The organism is Arthrobacter sp. NQ4 (genome assembly GCF_029077345.1).
Lineage (GTDB): Bacteria > Actinomycetota > Actinomycetes > Actinomycetales > Micrococcaceae > Arthrobacter.
The window spans coordinates 612447-629217 of record NZ_JARETC010000001.1 but is presented as its reverse complement, the minus strand read 5'-3'; the positions used below and the strand labels follow the sequence as shown (position 1 = coordinate 629217).

Sequence of the window (16771 nt, the reverse complement as noted above, 5' to 3'; positions counted from 1 at the left end):
ACCCCAAGGAGAACCACTGTGACCAAGTACGCCGTCACCAACCCCGCCACGGGGGAGCTCGTGGCTGAATACCCAACCGCCACGGACCAACAGGTCCAGGACGCCCTGGCCGCCACGGACAAGGCCTTCAGCAGCTGGCGCACCAGCCCTGTGGAGGACCGCGTCCGGGTACTGAACCGGGTGGCCGACCTTTACCAGGATCGCCGCGACCAGCTCGCCGCGATCATCACCCGTGAGATGGGCAAGCCCATCTTCCAGGCGCAGATCGAGGTGGACATCGTGGTGTCCATTTATCGGTACTACGCCGCCAACGGCCCGGCCTTCCTGCAGGACGAGGAGCTGGACGTGGAGGGCGGCGGCACAGCGGTGGTCCGCAAGGAGGGCCTGGGCACGCTGCTGGGCATCATGCCCTGGAACTTCCCGTACTACCAGGTGGCCCGGTTTGCCGCACCCAACCTGATGAACGGCAACACCATCCTCCTCAAGCACGCCCCGCAATGCCCGGAATCCGCGCTGGCCATGGAGGAACTCTTCACCGACGCCGGCGTCCCGGAGGGTGCCTATGTCAACATCTTCGCCACGAACGAGCAGGTGGCGGACATCATCGCCGATACCCGGGTGGCCGGGGTGTCCCTGACCGGGTCGGAGCGTGCGGGCTCCGCCGTGGCCGCGGTCGCGGGCCGCCACCTGAAGAAGGTGGTGCTCGAACTGGGCGGCTCGGATCCGTTCCTGGTCCTGGACTCGGCCGATGTGGACCGTGCGGTCACCCAGGCCATGTTCGGCCGCTTCGGCAACGCGGGCCAGGCCTGCAACGCCGCCAAGCGCATCATCCTCACCGAAGGGGTGCAGGACGAATTCGTGGCCAAGTTCACCGCCGCCGTCGCCGGCATCACCCCGGACGACCCCACCAAGGCGGACACGTTCATGGGCCCCCTGTCCTCGCCCGCCGCCGTCGAGGGTGTTGCCGCCCTGGTGGACGACGCCGTTGCCAAGGGCGCCACGGTGCTCACCGGCGGTTCCCGGCTGGAACGGCCAGGGGCCTGGTACCAGCCCACCATCCTCACCGGCGTCACGGAGGGGATGCGCGCCTATTCCGAGGAACTGTTCGGGCCGGTCGCTGTTCTGTACAAGGTCTCCTCCGAGGCGGACGCTGTGGCGCTGGCCAACAACTCCGCCTATGGGCTCGGGGCCGTGGTGCAGTCGGATGACATCGCCAGGGCGCACCAGATCGCCGCGCAGTTGGACTGCGGCATGGTCTACATCAACGAGGCCCCCGGCACCGCTGCGGAACTGCCGTTCGGCGGCATCAAGCGCTCGGGCGTGGGCCGGGAGCTGGGCAAGTACGGCATGGAGGAATTCGTCAACCGGAAGCTGGTCAAGACATGCAAGTAACCGCTGAATCCATCACCGACGCTGCCCTCGCTGACCGCGTCCGCGCTGCCCGGCCCTCGGAAGTGCGCAAGGTGTTCCGCGCCGCGCAGCGTCCGGGCATGATCTCCTTCGCCAACGGCGCCCCGTACCTGGGCGCCCTGCCATTCGACGCGCTGGCTTCCTCGGCCGCACGGATCCTGGCCGAAGCCGGTCCCGTGGCCCTCCAATACGGTGCCAGCCAGGGCCTGCCCGCACTCCGCGAACACATCGTGTCCCTGATGGCGCTGGAAGGCATCACCGCCGGAGCCGACGAGGTGGTTGTGACCGCCGGCAGCCAGCAGGCGCTGGACCTGGCGGCGCGGATCCTGGTCAATCCCGGCGACGTCATCTTCGCCGAGGCCCCGTCCTACGCCGGGGGAATGGCGGTGTTCAGCGGCTATGAAGCGGACCTTGTGCACATCCCCATGGACGCGGACGGCCTGGTCCCGGAGGAACTGGAAAATGCCATCGCGGCTGTCCGGGCCTCGGGCCGCACCGCCAAGGGCCTCTACACCATCCCCAACTTCCAGAACCCCGGCGGGGTGAATCTCTCCGTGGAGCGCCGCCGCCGGGTGGGAGAGATCTGCCGCGCCAATGGGCTGCTGATCTTCGAGGACAACCCATACGGCCTGCTGGGTTTCGACGGCACCACCCTGCCCGCCATCCAGCCGGACTTCCCGGACATCACCATGTATTTCGGGTCATTTTCAAAGATGATCGCACCCGGCCTGCGGCTGGGCTGGGTGTTGCCGCCGGCCTCGCTGTACACCCACTTCCTCAACACCTCGGAGACCACCCTGCTCAACCCGCCGGTGTTCAACCAGATGCTCCTGAGCAGCTACCTGGATGACCCCGCCTGGGAGGCCAAGCTCGACGAATACCGCTCCCTGTACAGGGAAAAGTTCCAGGTCCTGGTGGAGACGCTGGAGCAGGTCATGCCCGAAGGCACCCGCTGGAACCTGCCCACCGGCGGTTTCTACCTGTGGGTCACCGTCCCGGACGGCATCGATACCGAGGCGCTGGTGCACGAATGCATCGACCGCGGCGTGGTTTACGTTCCGGGCACTGCCTTCTACACCAATGGCAGGGGCCACAACGAGCTCCGGCTCTCGTTCTGCCTGCCAACCCTGGAGCAGATCCGCCAGGGCGGCGCCATTCTGGGTGAGGTCTTCACCGCCGCTGCCGCCAAGGGTGGCCGGGCATGAACGCGGATGGCCTGACGGACGGGCTGAAAGCCAAGGCTGAGGCGGCCCTGGCTTCCGAATTCGACCGGATCCTGGGCTTCAGCCACCGCCTGCATGAGAACCCCGAAACCGGGTGGGAAGAGGTCAATGCCTCCACCTGGCTCGCAGGGGAACTAAGGGCCGTGCCCAACGCCCGGGTCACCCACGGGCTGGGACAACTTCCGACGGCGGTCCGCGCCGAAGCAGGCACGGGCGCCCTGGTCCTGACCATCTGCGCCGAGTACGACGCGCTGCCCGGAGTGGGACACGCCTGCGGACACAACGTCATCGCTGCCGCCGCGCTGGGAGCTTTCGTGGCCCTGGCCCCGCTGGCCGACCAGCTGGACATCACTGTCCGGCTGCTGGGCACCCCGGCTGAAGAAAACGGCGGCGGCAAGATCGTCATGCTGGAACAGGGGGACTTCGACGGCACCCACGCGGCCATGATGGTCCATCCCGGCAACGTGGACGAATACGAGATGCACCCTTACGCCTGCTCCGGCTTTGCGGTCCGGTATGAGGGCCGTGCCTCCCACGCCTCGGCTGCCCCGTGGGACGGCATCAACGCCCTGGACGCCCTGACGGTGGCCCTGACCGCCGTCGGCCTGGCACGCCAGCAGCTCGAACCGGGCCAGCAGATCCACGGCAGCGTGGACGGCGCCGGAACGGCGCCCAACATTATTCCGGAGACCGCCTCCGGCAAGTGGATGGTCCGGGCCCATGACGTCCTGTCACTCCAAAGTGTCACCGCCGTCCTGGAGCGCTGCCTCCGCGCCGGGGCCGTGGCCACCGGCGCCGCGCTGCACATCGAACAGGTGGGCCGGACCTATGCGGACATGCGCAATGACCAGCCCATGGCCCAGCTCTTCGCCGCCAATGCGGGCCGCCTGGGCCGCACCATGAGCCGCAGCGACAGGCGCGGCGGCTCCACGGACATGGCAAACGTCTCCCAGTCCTTCCCCTCCATCCACCCCATGATCAGCCTCGGCGACGGATGTCCACCCATCCACAACGAGGCCTTCGCCCGCTACGCCGCCTCACCCGCAGGCGACCAGGCGGTCCGGGACGGTGCCTTGGCGATGGCGTTCACCTGCATCGACCTGGCTACCGACCCGCGGCAGCGCACCCGGCTGCTGGATACCTGACCGCAATACCTTCCTGCACTGCCTTCACAGAAAAACTGAGGCACACCATGTCCACCTTCAATACAACTGCAGCCGCCTCCGCGGAGCAGTCCACACTGCGGGCGGGTGCCCGCACCGTCTTCGGCATCGGCGTCGGAAATGCCCTGGAATGGTTCGACTGGGCCATCTACGCATCCTTCGCCCCTTTCTTCGCCGGCCAGGTTTTCGACAACAAAGATCCCGTCTCAGCCATGCTGGCGACGCTCGCGGTGTTCGCCGTCGGTTTTGTGGCGCGGCCCGTGGGCGGCTTCTTCTTCGGCTGGCTGGCCGACCGCAAGGGCCGCAAGTTCGCCATGACCCTCTCGGTGGGTCTGGCGTCCCTGGGCAGCCTGATGCTGGCACTCACGCCCACCTTTGCCGCCGTCGGCGTTTTCGCCTCGATCCTGCTGCTCCTCACCCGGCTCATCCAGGGCCTGGCGCATGGCGGTGAAATGCCGGCGGCGCAAACCTATGTGGCCGAGGTGGCGCCGCGTGAACGGCGCGGGCTGTGGGCCAGCCTGATCTATTTCTCCGGCACCTGCGGCATCCTGTTCGGAATGCTGCTGGGCGCAGTCCTCACCGTAGTTTTGCCGCAGGCCGACATGCTGGCGTGGGGCTGGCGGGTCCCGTTTGCCCTGGGCGCGGTGTTTGGGCTGTATGCGCTGTTCATGCGGAGCCGCATGAAGGAAACGTCGGCCTTTGAAGCGGCGTCCGAACCCGCCGGGGTGCCACGCGACAGCCTGTGGCAGCAGATGCTCCGGGCCCGCAAGCAGTCTTTCCAGGTAATCGGAATGACCCTGGGGCTGACGGTCTGCTACTACTCCTGGGCAGTCACCGCGCCCGTCCAGGCAGTGACCCTGCACGGCATGGACCGCGGTACCGCTCTGTGGGCCAGTGTGGCCGCGAACGCCGTCTTCATTGCCGTGCTTCCGCTCTGGGGGATCCTGTCGGACCGGATAGGACGCAAGCCGGTGATGCTCATCGGCGGCATCGGTGCTGCCGTGCTGTACTTCCCCATGCAGGGCATGATCGGCCAGGATTTCTGGTCGCTTGCTATCCCGTCCGCTGTTGAATTGTCCTTCCTCGCAGCCGGCGCAGCTATCAGCCCCGCTGTGTACGCCGAACTCTTCCCCACCCGGGTGCGGACCCTTGGAGTGGCGGTTCCGTACGCCTTCGTGGTGGCGCTCTTCGGCGGTACCGCACCGTACCTGCAGACCCTGTTCGCCAGCCTGGCGATGCCGGCAGCCTTCGGCATCTACGCAGTGGTGCTGCTGGTCATCTCGCTGCTGGTGATCCTACGGCTGCCCGAAACACGCGGCATCCGCCTCTAACGTCTAAGGAAACTCATGAATCTCTCCGAGGGCACTGTGCCCAAGGACCCGGCAGCGGGGTCAACGGCGACAGCTGCCTATGTGGAAAGAGCCGATTCCGGCTACCGCAAGACCATGTCCAACTTCCAGATCCAGATGATCTCCATCGGCGGAGCAGTGGGAACAGGGTTGTTCCTGGGGCTGGGGTCCCGGCTCCACGCCGCCGGCCCGGCCCTGGTCCTGGCCTATGCGGCCACGGGGGTCATCGCCTACCTCCTCATGCGGGCCATCGGCGAACTGGTGATGCACCGGCCCACCACGGGCTCCTTCGTCTCCTGGGCCCGGGAGTTCTTCGGTGACCGGCTGGCGCACCTGACCGGCTGGATCATGGTAATCCTTGGCTCGCTGCTCGGGATTGTGGAAGTGGCCGCCGTTTCCGTCTACGTCCAGTACTGGTGGCCGGAAGTTCCGCCCTGGATCCCGGCGCTGGTGGCCTGGTGCGTGATCGTAGGCTCCAATCTCTTTTCGGCGCGCGTGTTCGGCTTTATCGAGGTGGCCGCCAGTTCCATCAAGGTGGTGGCCATCCTGATGTTCATCGGCGCCGGCCTGCTGCTGGTGTTCTTCGGCGGAGCCATGGGCATGGAGTCCGGCGCGGGCGCAGCCAATCTGGTTCAGGACGGCTTCTTCACCAACGGGATCCTGGTGGTGGCGCTGGTGAGCCAGGGCGTGGTGTTCTCCTACTCCGGCGTGGAGCTGTCGGCCGTCGCTGCCGGTGAAGCCAAAGACCCGCGGACAGTGATGCCCAAAGCCATCCGCAGCATTGTGTTTCGGATCGTGGTTTTCTACATCGGGTCCGTGCTGGTGCTGGCCATGCTCCGGCCCACCAGCGACTACAGCGGAGCTGAGTCGCCGTTCGTGACGGCGCTGTCCGGATTCAACCTGCCATGGCTGGGCTCGGTCATGAACTTCGTGGTGCTCACCGCGGCCATCTCAGGCATCAACGCCACCCTGTACGCAACGGTCCGTGCGCTGCGTACCTTGGCCGCGAATGGGGAAGCGCCCGCGTTCGCTGACCGGATGACCAAGCGCGGAGTCCCCGCCGGCGCCTTGGCGGGCATCGCCGGGTTCTACTTCCTGGGCGTGCTGATGACGGCATTCTTTGGCGGCGCCTCCGTGTTCGAGCTCGCCCTGGGAGCCTGCGCCGTGTGCATCCTGGTCCTCTGGATCACCATCTTCGCCTGCCAGCTGCGGCTGCGCCGGCACCAAAATGCGGGTCTCCTGCCGGTGGTCGGTTTCCGGATGCCAGGTGCACCGTGGACCTCCTGGATCGGGATTGCTGCCTTGGGCCTGGTGTTCCTGTCCATGGTCCTTCCGGGCGCCGGCGACTCGTGGTGGCTGAGCCTGACCGGCACCCTGGTCCTGCTCGCCGGGATTACAGCCGGATACGAGATAAACCGGCGGCGGCCCCTACGTACCCGTGGCTGTGATGAAGCGGCTGCACAGGCCGGATCTCCCGCACCCCAGGGAGGAGCCGGCGCGTCCTGATTCTGCCGCCCGAGCTGCGCAAAGTCCTTTTCTATGCGCAGGTCCCCCTTCGCCGCCCACATGCCGGGGGCGGAGGGGACCTACGGCCGGTGTTCTTCCTCCAGCCACGCCATTGCCTCGTCCATGGACGTGAAGAACCGGGTGGGGTGCACCGGTTTGTGCCGCCCGGTGTAGAAGTCGGCGATGGTCTGGTCCACGGGGGAGGTGCCCACCACGGCCGCGCGTGTCAGGGGCCAGGTGCCGGCGAAAGCCTTCAGTGCGCCTTGGTCAATCCACGCCACTCCCGTCATCTCGACCAGCAGCGGCAGGGTACGGCCTGCGCTGAGGACTTTGGCGCGCTTCATCAGCGCCTCCGCGTCGCGCTCGGTGACCACGTCCCCGTGCTCCCACTTGAGGTGCAGCAGTTTCCCGGAGAGCTCGATGGTGCCGGTGACGTCATCCATGCCTTCTACTTTGCTGGTGCTTCACGGCCCACGGCAATACGGGGCGGCAACGCACGCCGGCCCTTCAGGTGCCGCTCCACCGCAGCCATTGCCCGCGTGGCCACCGCCCAGTAGAGGATCCCGCACACCACCGACGCCAGCACGGCAATCCCCTTGGCAAGCGGCTCCGCAACGTCCACGGACTCGAACAGCGGGTACACCAGCCAGTGGGTGACGTAAATGTACAGCGACGCGCTGGCCAACAGAGCCGTGGTCCGGTGCAGCCCGCGGGGCACCCGGAGGGCCGGCAGCCAGAGCAGAAGCAGGCAGCCCGCCAGGATGGTGGCGCTCCGGTACGGATTGTCGAACGAGGCCGGAACGGTCAGGAAGGCGAGCGCCGTCACGGCCGACCTCTGCCACACCGTGCGGGAGGCGGCGGCTGCCCAGCCAAGGCCAAACAGCCACAGGACCGGCCCCTGGCCCGGGTACCGGCTGTCCACCAGGCCGAAGAGCAGCGGCATGTCCACAACCACCAGGGCCACGCCACACGCCCACGGCCATCGCCGCACCACGCGGTCCACCGCCGGGACCGCGAGCAGGAAAGCCAGCCCGATCAGGATGTGGACCAGGATTTCCACGAACCAGAAGCGGGAGTAGTCGCTCCACCCCGGAGGCCCCAGGAGCGTATTGAGCAGGAACACGTTGTGCCACGCATACTTGTCCGTCACGGCGAACGCGAGCCCGATCACCGCCACGCTGGGCGCCACAATCCGGGCAATGCTCCGCTGGTGCCGCCGGAACCGTTCCGTGCGGCTGCCGGAGAGCTGGAAGCGCGCAAAGTTGTAGCCGGCCACAGCCATGAGCACGTGCGCGGTGCCTTGCCAGTGGAAGAACCCGATGTGCGTTGAGACGATGGCAACGATCGCCACCGCGCGCAGCACGATCCCGGTTTCCATGGGCGCGAACAGCCGCCGCGTTCTATTGGTTCCGGCGCGGCCCTCGGGAGGCGCAACGGCCTGACGGACCCGGTGCCGCGTGGACGACAGTTCGCAGACCGGCATCAGGTGCCAGCCTTCGGGGAGGTACCCGAGGGCATCCTCCAGCCGGATGGACGCCGCCACGTAGGACAGGGAATCGCCGCCCAGGGACACAAACGTGTCTGTGGCGGACACGCTGCCCACTTCAAGCACCTCGGAGAAGATGCGCCCAACGTCCATGGAGCCCGCGTCCGGGACCGTCGGGCCGCCGTCGTCCCCTCCGCGTTCACCGGCCGCTGCCCCTGCGCCGGCGAGTGCCGCGACGGCAGGGTAGTCCGGTTTGCCGTTGCCCAGGCGGGGGATCGCCTCCACGGGGTGAAGTTCGACGGCGGCGCGCGGCAGGCCGAGGTCCTGCGCCAGGGTTTTGGCAAGGAGGCCCAAATCGTGGTCGCCTTCGACGACGGCCACCACCGCATCGTCTGACCCTGCGGCGGCCGCGGTCACGCCGAGGTCCGCCAGCATCCGCTCTACCTGCCCCAGGTCCACCCGGAGTCCCACGATCTTCACGAAGCGGCTCCGCCTGCCCACGATCTCGTAGAGGCCGTCCGCGCCGCGCCGGGCAAGGTCGCCCGTGTGGAGCTCGTCAACAACGCGGCCCAGGCTGAGGTCCTGCGGCCGTCCGGCGTACCCCAGCATGACGTTCGGGCCGCTGTAGACGAGTTCGCAGGCGTCCAGCCCAGGAACAGGCTCCAGCCGGAAGGAGCCGCCCGGCACCGGCACGCCGACGGCGTTCGGATGCTCCAAGGCCTGGTCCGGCGGCAGGTAGGCCATGCGCGCGGTAGCCTCCGTCTGCCCGTACATCACGTACAGGTCCCACCCCTGCTGCCGGCCCACCTCCGCGTAGGAACGCACCCGCTCCGGCGCAAGCCGTCCGCCGGCCTGGGTGATGTAGCGCAGGCTGGGCACGTCCATGCCCGCGAAGCCCACGCGGTCCAGGAGGTCGAACGTGTAAGGCACCGCGGCGAAGGATGTGACGCTCTCCGCCCGGACCAGGTCCCAGAAACAGGGGTCCACCACGGAGAGATCGGTCAGGGCCAGTGACGCTCCCGCCAGGAGGTGGCTGTTCACCACGCTCATCCCGTAGCAGTAGGAGAGGGGGAGCGTGGTGGCGGCCCTGTCGGTGGGGCGCAACTGGAGGTACTCTCCGATCGCGGCGGCATTGGCCTGGATGCCGTCGGCGGACAAGCGGACCAGCTTCGGTGAACCGGTGGACCCGGAGGTGCTGAGCAGCAGCGCGAGTTCGGGATGCAGTTCGTGGCGCGTCTCGTCCCGGCGCACGTCCAGTAGTGCCTGCCCGCTTCCCATGCGGACCACGATGTCCGGATCATAGGCATCCGTGAGCGCTTCCGCGGCTGCGGGGCTGGTGGGCAGGACCAGCAGGGGATTTCCGGAGGACAGCGCGGCCAGGTACGCCACCAGGGCCGGGAGCGTGTTGTCGGCCTGCAACGCGACAAGCCGCCGGCCGTGCCCGAAGGAGGCGGCCATTTCCTGCACACGGCGGCCCAGTTCCCGGTAGCTCAGCGACTCGCTGCCGGTCCTGACGGCAATGCGGTCCCCGAACCTGGCCAGATTGGCCGCGAAGGGGACTCCGGCGAGCTTTGTCTCTAACGTCACCGGAGCACTTTAGAAGGTGAGGCTAACCTAACTCAAATGGACGTAATGGAAGGCGGCTGACGAGGTAGGAGGCGAAAGGTACGACGCCGGCGCGCGCCAACGCGGCCTGCCCGCCTTGTGCAGGCAAGCAGGCCGCGGTCCAACGTCAGGTGCTAAGGCTCCGCGTGGGCGTCCGGGGCGACCGGCTTGCGCGTGGGATCCACGGCGCCGCCCTTGCCGTAATCGCCTTCCGGGTACCGGCCGGTTTCGGAAGCCGCGGTCCGGCCGGGCACCGGGCCGGCCTGGCCGTAGTCGGCCTTGACGTAGCGTCCGGCTCCCACGGTCCTGTCGCCCAGGGGTTCGGGCAGTCCGCCTTCGCTGCCCGCGGGACCGTAGTCCCCTTCGATGTACTGGCCCTCGTCGTCTTCAGCATGGCGGCCGCGCTGGGCACCGGCTTTGCCAAAGTTGCCTTCGACGTACCGTCCGCGCAGGTCACGTTCCTCAGGTGCCTCATCCGGGACCGGGGTTTTGTCGATGCTGCCGTTGTCGTTCATGATCTTGCCTTTCGAACGAACTCCACGTCTCCAGGGTGCGGTCCTGAGCCTATGGGGGCTGCCGTTTCTTCGGACTGTTGCCTAGGGACACTTTCGGCGAAGCATCAAAGTACCCGGATTGTCAATCCGTCCGGATGAAGCCAAGGACAAAGCCAAAATCGCAAAGAAGGTACGCGCGATGAGTGATATCAGTCCGCTACGAAATGCCGTCCGCAATGGCAGCGGACTCAAACAACTGGGTGGAACCTGGGGCGAGCTCCTTGCCGAGTTCCTGGGCACCTTTGTGCTGATTGCGTTCGGCGACGGCGTGGTGGCCATGGCGGTCGCCGCGCTGCCCGGATCCGGCCGCGCCGCCACCTCAACCACCATCTTCATGGCCGCGGGCGACTGGCTGCTCATTGCCTGGGGATGGGCCCTGGCCGTGGCGCTGGCCGTCTACGTGGCCGGCGGCGTCAGCGGCGCCCACATCAACCCGGCCGTGACCATTGCGTTCGCCGTCCGCCGGAAGTTCCCCTGGCGGAAGGTGGGGCCGTACATCGCGGCCAAGGTGGTGGGCGCCTTCGCCGGGGCTGCGTTGGTCTACCTGCTCTACTACAACGCCATCGACGCCTACAACAAGGCCGTCGGCACCGGCCGCGCCGACGCGAAGGGGCTCGCCAGCTACTCCATCTTCGCCACGTTCCCGGCACCGTACTTCAACGGCAACCCCACGGGCCCGCTGATTGACCAAATTGTGGGCACGGCGTTCCTGGTCATCTTCGTCGTGGCCATCATCGATATGCGCAACACCGCCGTCCAGGCGAACCTGGGCCCGTTCATGATCGGGCTCGCGGTCGCCGCCATCGGCATTTCCCTCGGCGCCAACGCCGGCTACGCCATCAACCCTGCCCGCGACTTCGGGCCGCGGCTCTTCGCATGGCTGGCCGGATGGGGCCAAACGGCGCTGCCTGGCACAGTGGACGGGGCCTTCAGCTGGTACTTCTGGGTTCCCATCGTGGGCCCGGTGGTGGGCGGTGTGATCGGCGTGCTGATCTACGACTGGTTCATCGGTGACGTCCTCGACGCCCGGGCCCGGCTGCAGGAATCCACGCCTCCGGGCCGCGCCGGCGGTGAAACGCCTCCGGCCACTGAGGCTGTGGCCGTGCCGAAGACGCATACCGTGCCGAAGAGGCGGGCGGCTTAGGTACAGGCGTCAGGCGCGGGCACCCCGGCAGGAAAGTGCGACGGCGGCCCGCGCCTTTCGCACGCCGGGTGATGGGGGATTGCCGGGGTAGGGGCCAGAAGTGATGGGGCGTTTCAGGGAAAGGGGCAGGAGGTGATGGGGCGTTTCAGGGAAAGGGGCAGGAGGTGATGGCGCGTCGCGGGCAGCTTTCGAGAGCGCGCCCTCCCAACCCGATTAGGGGCCCCGCTACATTGACATTCATTTTCAAGCTGAGGATCCTCATTTTTACGTAGTTCAGGTACTTCAACCCGGCTGAGGTGTCCCGTGGGCGGTGGTGGCTGTGGACATGTGGAATTGGACCTGCTCCGGTGTTGGCAACTGCGCCGCGACGGAGAAATTATCCATGTTGCCGTCCGCCAGCAGCGCCTGATCGCCGCGCTTGCCATCCGCGGCCCCAGGGTGCGGAACTATATTGCCGGGCTCCTCTGGCCGGACTGCCCCGAGCCCCGGGCACTGGAGAGCCTCAGGGTCAGCGTCCACCTGGCCACGCGCCAGATCCCCGGGATGCTGGTGAAGGACGGACCGGTGCTGGCCCTGGACCCGTCGGTACAGGTGGATCTCTACCGGGTGCGGGCCCTGCTCCAGGACACTCCGGCAGGAAGCGGGGCCGCCACCAGGGCCCTGCTGGACCTGCGGGACGCTGAGCTGCTGCCCGGCTGGTACGAGGACTGGGTACTGTTCGAGCAAAGCCGGCTGCAGCAGGACCGGCTGCGCGCCCTGACGCTCCTGGCACGTTCACTGCTGCAGGCGGGGGACTGCGGCGGCGCTGCGGAAGCGGCGGGCGCTGCTTTGGAAATCGAACCCCTTTACGAGAGCGCCGTGCGGGCCCTGGTCACCGCGGAACTGGAAATGGGGAACCCTGTTTCCGCGCTGCACGCCTACGGGAACTACACAAAGGCCCTGCGCAGGGACCTGGGCGTCCTGCCGTCGGAAGCGCTCACCAAACTCGTCGACGCCGTGCAGGCGGGGTATCCACCCGCGCGGTTTTCACCCGTCCTGGGCGGCCAGCCACTGACGCACGGCGTGGAGGACTTCCTCCCGGTCCACGGTGGAGAGGCTGCCGTGCTGCCCGGACCCCTCGCTGTAGGTGACCCGCGCGCGGAAGCCGTGTTCGCCGTCGGGCTCGCTCCACGTGTGGATCACCAAGGTGCCGCCGCTGGCGGGGACCCCGGGCCCGTCAGGGACGCTGTGGTCGGTCATGGTGTTATCTGACTCCTCATCCGTTGACCCTGATCATGCGTGAAAAACCATCAGCAACCCGCGGTTTTTCCTGAAAGATTGGCGCAAGATCCTCTGGCGCCGCGGCAGTAGCAGTGGCAGTAACGGGGCTGTAACGCCGGGCATGGTCAGCTTCGTTGCGCAGGCGAAGTGCCGGCAGCGGATCTGCGAGGGGCTCTATGCCGTGGGTAATGGACCTCAGTGGCCGGCAGGCCTGGGCCAGTGAGGCCATCGAAACCCTCCGTGCCGCACACGTCCCCCTCACGCTGGCGGATGCTCCAGAGACTGCCGCCACCGCAGGCATCATCTTTGCCGCGGCGCAGTCGCAGGACCTGGTCTCGGCCCTGGGGATGGCGGAATACGGCAGGTGCCGGGTGCTGGTGTTCGGGCCGCCGGACGGAAGGCTGAAACCCTGGCCGGTGCTTGAGGCGGGTGCGGCGGAATGCATGGCCTGGCACGGCCAGGTGGAGCCGGTGGCGGCGTGGCTGCAGCGGATCGAGGACGTGGAAACGGTCATCGACTCCGTTCCGGTCCGGGACAAGCTGGCGGGGCAGAGCCCGGCGCTGCGGTCGGCGCTCCGGGACCTGGTGGTGGCCGCGAAGTTCGGGAATGCACCCATCCTGATCCAGGGGGAGACGGGGACCGGCAAGGAACTGGCGGCCCGGGTGGCCCACGCGGTCAGCAGCCAGCGCGGCAACCTGGTGGTGGTGGACTGCACTACCATCGTCCCCACGCTGATGGGCAGCGAGTTGTTCGGCCACGAACGTGGCGCCTTCACGGGCGCGGTGAGCGTGCGGACCGGCGCCTGCTCCGGTGCCGACCAGGGCTCCCTGTTCCTCGATGAGGTGGGCGAACTCCCCCTGGAACTCCAGCCCGAGCTGCTCCGCGTGGTCCAGGAAGGCACGTACAAACGCGTGGGCGGCGACAGGTGGCTGCACAGCAAATTCCGGCTGATCTGCGCCACCAACCGCGACCTGGCCCGTGAAGTCACCGCCGGCAGTTTCCGCACCGACCTCTACCACCGCATTGCCGCCTCGGTTGTCACCATGCCGCCGCTGCGGGACCGGCTGGAGGACATCCTGTGCCTTTTCGCCCGCTTTTGCCGCGAGGCCACCGGCGCCCGGACCGATCCGGAGGTGGATCCGGCCGTCCAGGACGTCCTGCTCCGCCGCAGCTACCCGGGCAACCTGCGCGACCTCCGGCAGCTGGCCTTCCGCATCGCGGCGCGGCACGTCGGGCCGGGGGCCATCACCCCGGGCGACCTTCCCCGCGAGGACAGGCCGCAGGCAGGGCACCCGGGAGCGGACCGGGACCAGAACGCGTACGACGGCGGCCCAGCCGGCGCCGTCGATCCGCTCGCCGTCGATCCGCTAACCAGGGCGGTGGCCTGGGCAGTGGACGCGGGCCTTGGGCTGCGGGACATCAAGGAACGCGCGGCGGAGGCGGCCGTGGCGGTTGCGGTGGAACGGAGCGGCGGGAACGTCCATTCGGCGGCCACCATGCTGGGGCTCACGGACCGTGCCGTCCAGCAGCGGCAGGCCCGCAGGACGGACACCGGCGGTGCCTAGCTCCAGCTAGGCTCCGCGGTCCAGCTCCTCCGCCACCTCGTGCCAGTACCCGTCGCCGGTCTCTTCGGCGAGTTCCCGGAACAGGTCCCCCAGTTCGCGCCAGAGGACGTCCGGCCCCTTCCGTCCGGGGAGCCGGCCCCGGTAGTTGGCACGTTTATAGATCCTGCCGAACTGCTGGCGGACCAGGTCCTCCACGGCGAGCCCGAACATGTCCGGCTGCTTGTCCGGTGACGGAAACGGAATGAATTTTGCCAGCTGGACGGGCGGCAGTTCGCGGCGGGACTTCACCAGGTCCTTCGTGGCCGGCAGCCGGTCATCCCTGCTGGTCCTGGCCACCAGCCGGTCCCCGGCGATTTCGTGGGCGAAGATGCGCACCTGGCTGGGCGATGGCCCGGGCGGCCAGGGCCGGTAGGTAATCAACCACACGGATTCCCGCCGGGGCTCGTTGCCCGCCATCCATGCGGGCCGTGCCGTCCTGCTGCCAGGCCCCGCCCGGCGGGCGGCCTCGCTCTGCCGGAGGTAGGCGCGCAGCTGGTTGAGGCCGCCCCTGATCGCCGGCCCGTTGTCCGGTTTTATCTCGGCCATCCCCGGCGCCCTGATCGGCTCCGGACCCGCGGCCGGCACATTTACAGCCATGCCTTCTTCCTCCTGTCCTGTCCTGCATCGGTGCAGCAGCGCCCGCTCCGGGCCGGTCCCGTCAGCCTCAGGACGTTGCCGCCCAGGATGAGGTCGCGGTCGGCCGGCGGCAGCTCCAGCGCGAATATTTTGGCGAGCTCGGGCGCGGGGTGCAGGTACGGCCCGTCGCTGCCGAACAGCACCTTCCGCGATCCGGCCCGGGCCACGGCCTCCTCCAGCAGGTCGAAGTACCGCACTCCTGAGCTGTCCGTGAAGATGTTGGGCAGCTGGACCAGCGCATCGGTCAGCCGTTTCTGGGCGCGCCAGTCGTCGTTGAAGGACGACAAATGCGGAACTATCCAAGCAACCCCCGGATGCCGCCCGGCCAGGTGGCAGACCAGCTGCACGTCCCCGCCCGGGTCAAAAAGCACCGGCATCTGATGGCGTTCCGCGGCCAGCGCCACCTCATCCGTTGCGGGTCCGTCGGACCAGTGCACCTTGATCCCGCAGGCGCCGCGTGCGTGGGCGGCCGCCACCATGGCGCCCACCCGCCCGCGGTCGGCCACGGGATTGACGAACACATACCAAAGCCACCCGCCGGGCTCCCTCAGGGCAAGCTGCCCCACGGCCCGGTTGGCGGCCGCGTAGGTGCCACCCGGCGCAGCCATCAGCACACCACGGAAAATTCCGACGGCGGCAGCCCGCTTCCGCCACAGTGCAAAGGACGCGGCGGGGCCGGCCGGGCCCAGCGGTACACCGGCGGTCCCCACATGGACGTGCGAATCCACAATCATCAGGCCGCCCGCCTGTCCCGCGTCACCGCGGCCAGTCCCCGCACCAGCCGGTCCAGGTCAGCCTGGCTGTGGTCGGCGCGCACCACGGCGGACAGCATGGCGCCGGGCCGGCAGCGGGGCAGCTGCACCAGCGCCTGCACGCCCCGGGCTGCGAGTGCAGTCCGCCACCGGCGTGCCAGCGGCAGGGAGCCCAGCCGGGTTCCGACAATGGGGAAGGGAAGCCCCATCGGCGGAAGGCCCAGGTCGGCGAATGCTGTCCGCAGCCAGAGGGTCAGCCGCCACAGCCGCCGCCGCAGCCGGGGGAGGCCGCTGCTGCGGATGGCCCCGATCCCGGCGGCAAGGTCCGCCGCCGAGGGCGGGCTGCTGTGCATCCGGTTCCCGCCCTGGCGGGCCACCATGCCCACGGTGGTGCTGTCACCCGTGATCACCGTGACCGGCGTGCCGTAGGCCTTGGCCAGCGAACCAAGCCACAGCAGCCGGTCATGGGACAAGCCCAGCCACCGTGCCGTGCCGGTACCGTCCCCAAAGCCGACGCGGCCGGACGTCCGGCCCAGGACGCCAAACGCCAGGGAGTCGTCAACGATCACCTGGCCGCCGGTCCTCGCCGCGATGGAATGCAGCTGGGCCAGGGGTGCGGGGCGCCCGCACCCCTGGCACCAGCCATCAGTCACCACCCAGGTTTTGGCAGAAGGTGCCGGTCCGTTGGAAGGCACGACGGCGGGCGGCCGGAAGTGGGGGTACGTCACCACCCGCACGCCCCGGGGGAGCGAGGCCCGGCACGCCCACTGGGACAGCGGGTACGCGTCCTCGTCCACCAGGAGCACATCCCCGGGCCGGGGGAGCGACTGCAGTACATCCATCATTCCGTGCAGCGCCGACCTGGCCACCAGGCCGCCGTCGGCCTGCTGTTGCGCGGCAACCAGGGACGCCAGCTCCGCGGCGGCCGGCAGCTCCCGCAGCGCGGCGGGCACTCCGGTGGTGAACTCCGCCCACGGGGTGAGCCCGGTGCTGGGGTGGTGCTGGCCCAGGAACAGTGCGGAGGTGAAGTCCTCCCCGCCCGGTGACCCGGCCATCTTTGTACCTGGCCCTTTCCTGAC

At 68.4% G+C, this 16771-nt stretch carries 14 protein-coding genes; 8 read left to right on the top strand and 6 right to left on the bottom strand.

Annotated elements, in window-relative coordinates:
- Window positions 1-18: 18 nt before the first annotated feature.
- Genes PUN51_RS02940 through PUN51_RS02920 form a run of 5 tightly spaced genes read left to right on the top strand, consistent with a single transcriptional unit; the run spans window position 19 to window position 6651 of the window.
- Window positions 19-1392, top strand: coding sequence for an NAD-dependent succinate-semialdehyde dehydrogenase (locus PUN51_RS02940; RefSeq protein WP_275179852.1), 1374 nt, complete (start codon window positions 19-21; stop codon window positions 1390-1392).
- Window positions 1383-2615 (top strand): aminotransferase-like domain-containing protein, encoded by a 1233-nt coding sequence (locus PUN51_RS02935; RefSeq protein WP_275179851.1) that lies wholly within the window; start codon window positions 1383-1385, stop codon window positions 2613-2615. The genes PUN51_RS02940 and PUN51_RS02935 overlap by 10 nt, the downstream gene beginning before the upstream one ends.
- The gene (locus tag PUN51_RS02930) at window positions 2612-3778 is read left to right on the top strand and encodes an amidohydrolase (protein WP_275179850.1); all 1167 of its coding nucleotides are present in this window, start codon (window positions 2612-2614) and stop codon (window positions 3776-3778) included. The genes PUN51_RS02935 and PUN51_RS02930 overlap by 4 nt, the downstream gene beginning before the upstream one ends.
- A 47-nt stretch (window positions 3779-3825) precedes the next feature.
- Entirely contained in the window at window positions 3826-5127 is a 1302-nt protein-coding gene (locus PUN51_RS02925) for an MFS transporter (protein WP_275179849.1), read from the top strand.
- 15 nt (window positions 5128-5142) lie between these two features.
- Window positions 5143-6651, top strand: coding sequence for an amino acid permease (locus PUN51_RS02920; RefSeq protein WP_275179848.1), 1509 nt, complete (start codon window positions 5143-5145; stop codon window positions 6649-6651).
- 80 nt (window positions 6652-6731) lie between these two features.
- On the opposite strand, the gene PUN51_RS02915 is transcribed toward PUN51_RS02920, so the two are convergent.
- From PUN51_RS02915 to PUN51_RS02905, 3 genes are all read right to left on the bottom strand, one after another.
- Window positions 6732-7094 carry a DUF7793 family protein gene (locus PUN51_RS02915; RefSeq protein WP_275179847.1) on the bottom strand — a complete coding sequence of 121 codons (363 nt, stop codon included), beginning with the start codon at window positions 7092-7094 and terminating at the stop codon, window positions 6732-6734.
- Between the two features lie 5 nt (window positions 7095-7099).
- Window positions 7100-9724 (bottom strand): AMP-binding protein, encoded by a 2625-nt coding sequence (locus PUN51_RS02910; protein ID WP_275179846.1) that lies wholly within the window; start codon window positions 9722-9724, stop codon window positions 7100-7102.
- Between the two features lie 152 nt (window positions 9725-9876).
- Entirely contained in the window at window positions 9877-10257 is a 381-nt protein-coding gene (locus PUN51_RS02905) for a hypothetical protein (RefSeq protein ID WP_275179845.1), read from the bottom strand.
- A 178-nt stretch (window positions 10258-10435) separates the two neighbouring features.
- Here PUN51_RS02905 and PUN51_RS02900 point away from each other — a divergent pair, with 178 nt between their 5' ends.
- The 3 genes from PUN51_RS02900 (at window position 10436) to PUN51_RS02890 (ending at window position 14265) form a co-directional block, all read left to right on the top strand.
- Window positions 10436-11440, top strand: coding sequence for an MIP/aquaporin family protein (locus PUN51_RS02900; protein ID WP_275179844.1), 1005 nt, complete (start codon window positions 10436-10438; stop codon window positions 11438-11440).
- 327 nt (window positions 11441-11767) lie between these two features.
- Window positions 11768-12691 (top strand): AfsR/SARP family transcriptional regulator, encoded by a 924-nt coding sequence (locus PUN51_RS02895; protein ID WP_275179843.1) that lies wholly within the window; start codon window positions 11768-11770, stop codon window positions 12689-12691.
- Window positions 12692-12876: 185 nt separating this feature from the next.
- On the top strand, window positions 12877-14265 hold the full coding sequence (locus PUN51_RS02890; protein WP_275179842.1) for a sigma-54-dependent transcriptional regulator: 1389 nt from the start codon (window positions 12877-12879) through the stop codon (window positions 14263-14265).
- Between the two features lie 6 nt (window positions 14266-14271).
- On the opposite strand, the gene PUN51_RS02885 is transcribed toward PUN51_RS02890, so the two are convergent.
- Genes PUN51_RS02885 through PUN51_RS02875 form a run of 3 tightly spaced genes read right to left on the bottom strand, consistent with a single transcriptional unit; the run spans window position 14272 to window position 16747 of the window.
- A complete protein-coding gene (locus PUN51_RS02885) occupies window positions 14272-14901 on the bottom strand; it encodes a hypothetical protein (protein ID WP_275179841.1) in 630 nt (209 codons plus the stop codon).
- Entirely contained in the window at window positions 14892-15674 is a 783-nt protein-coding gene (locus tag PUN51_RS02880) for an amidohydrolase family protein (protein WP_275179840.1), read from the bottom strand. The genes PUN51_RS02885 and PUN51_RS02880 overlap by 10 nt, the downstream gene beginning before the upstream one ends.
- The gene (locus PUN51_RS02875) at window positions 15674-16747 is read right to left on the bottom strand and encodes a hypothetical protein (RefSeq protein ID WP_275179839.1); all 1074 of its coding nucleotides are present in this window, start codon (window positions 16745-16747) and stop codon (window positions 15674-15676) included. Before PUN51_RS02875 ends, PUN51_RS02880 begins: the two co-directional genes overlap by 1 nt.
- Window positions 16748-16771 lie beyond the last annotated feature (24 nt).

Bases quoted from the DNA above. Each gene is read 5' to 3' on its own strand.
- PUN51_RS02935 (WP_275179851.1), top strand. From the start codon at position 1,383: ATGCAAGTAACCGCTGAATCCATCACCGACGCTGCCCTCGCTGACCGC.
- PUN51_RS02930 (WP_275179850.1), top strand. From the start codon at position 2,612: ATGAACGCGGATGGCCTGACGGACGGGCTGAAAGCCAAGGCTGAGGCG.
- PUN51_RS02925 (WP_275179849.1), top strand. From the start codon at position 3,826: ATGTCCACCTTCAATACAACTGCAGCCGCCTCCGCGGAGCAGTCCACA.
- PUN51_RS02920 (WP_275179848.1), top strand. From the start codon at position 5,143: ATGAATCTCTCCGAGGGCACTGTGCCCAAGGACCCGGCAGCGGGGTCA.
- PUN51_RS02915 (WP_275179847.1), bottom strand. From the start codon at position 7,094: ATGGATGACGTCACCGGCACCATCGAGCTCTCCGGGAAACTGCTGCAC.
- PUN51_RS02905 (WP_275179845.1), bottom strand. From the start codon at position 10,257: ATGAACGACAACGGCAGCATCGACAAAACCCCGGTCCCGGATGAGGCA.
- PUN51_RS02900 (WP_275179844.1), top strand. From the start codon at position 10,436: ATGAGTGATATCAGTCCGCTACGAAATGCCGTCCGCAATGGCAGCGGA.
- PUN51_RS02890 (WP_275179842.1), top strand. From the start codon at position 12,877: ATGCCGTGGGTAATGGACCTCAGTGGCCGGCAGGCCTGGGCCAGTGAG.
- PUN51_RS02885 (WP_275179841.1), bottom strand. From the start codon at position 14,901: ATGGCTGTAAATGTGCCGGCCGCGGGTCCGGAGCCGATCAGGGCGCCG.
- PUN51_RS02880 (WP_275179840.1), bottom strand. From the start codon at position 15,674: ATGATTGTGGATTCGCACGTCCATGTGGGGACCGCCGGTGTACCGCTG.
- PUN51_RS02875 (WP_275179839.1), bottom strand. From the start codon at position 16,747: ATGGCCGGGTCACCGGGCGGGGAGGACTTCACCTCCGCACTGTTCCTG.